1 protein-coding gene is annotated in these 532 nt (G+C 23.5%); it reads left to right on the top strand.

What is annotated here, in order from left to right:
* Positions 1-20: 20 nt before the first annotated feature.
* A partial coding sequence (locus tag DIU01_RS05925; RefSeq protein WP_290832444.1) for a hypothetical protein occupies positions 21-532 on the top strand: 512 nt, incomplete at its 3' end.

Below are 532 nucleotides of genomic sequence, written 5' to 3' on the forward strand. Positions count from 1 at the left end.
AAATTCCAAATTCCAATAACATGAACAAATTAATTGCTCTAATTATTGTTGTGTCTTTTGGAATGATCTCATGTAACAAATCTAAACCAAAAAAAGAATTCAAATCTGAATTGGATTCTATACAATATATCAATTACAGTAAATTAATTGATATTGGCGGAGCCCTTAACCCTTTCATTGTGATCACTGTAAAAAATTTAAACACAAATGAAATTAAAGAAATTTGTACAAAAAACAACTTTCTAATAGGAGCTTTAAATTTAGAATTAAAAGACAAAAATATTAACAAAATTCTCCAAAATAAAAATAGATATTTTGAGTTTAAAGACACTATTGCACTAAATAATATTGGATTCAAATCATATAATTTAAATGAATTTGAAGAGTTTAAAAACGAAAAAAACATTGACTCTTTAGTTTTAAGAATCCAAAAAAAACTGCCTTTAAATTTAAGTTTTAAAGACGATAATGATATAATTTTTTATGCTCACTCTTTTTTCAATAAAGGAATTATGAGTGGTGAATATAGTTC

Source organism: Flavobacterium sp. (assembly GCF_003525665.1).
Taxonomy (GTDB): Bacteria; Bacteroidota; Bacteroidia; order Flavobacteriales; family Flavobacteriaceae; genus Flavobacterium.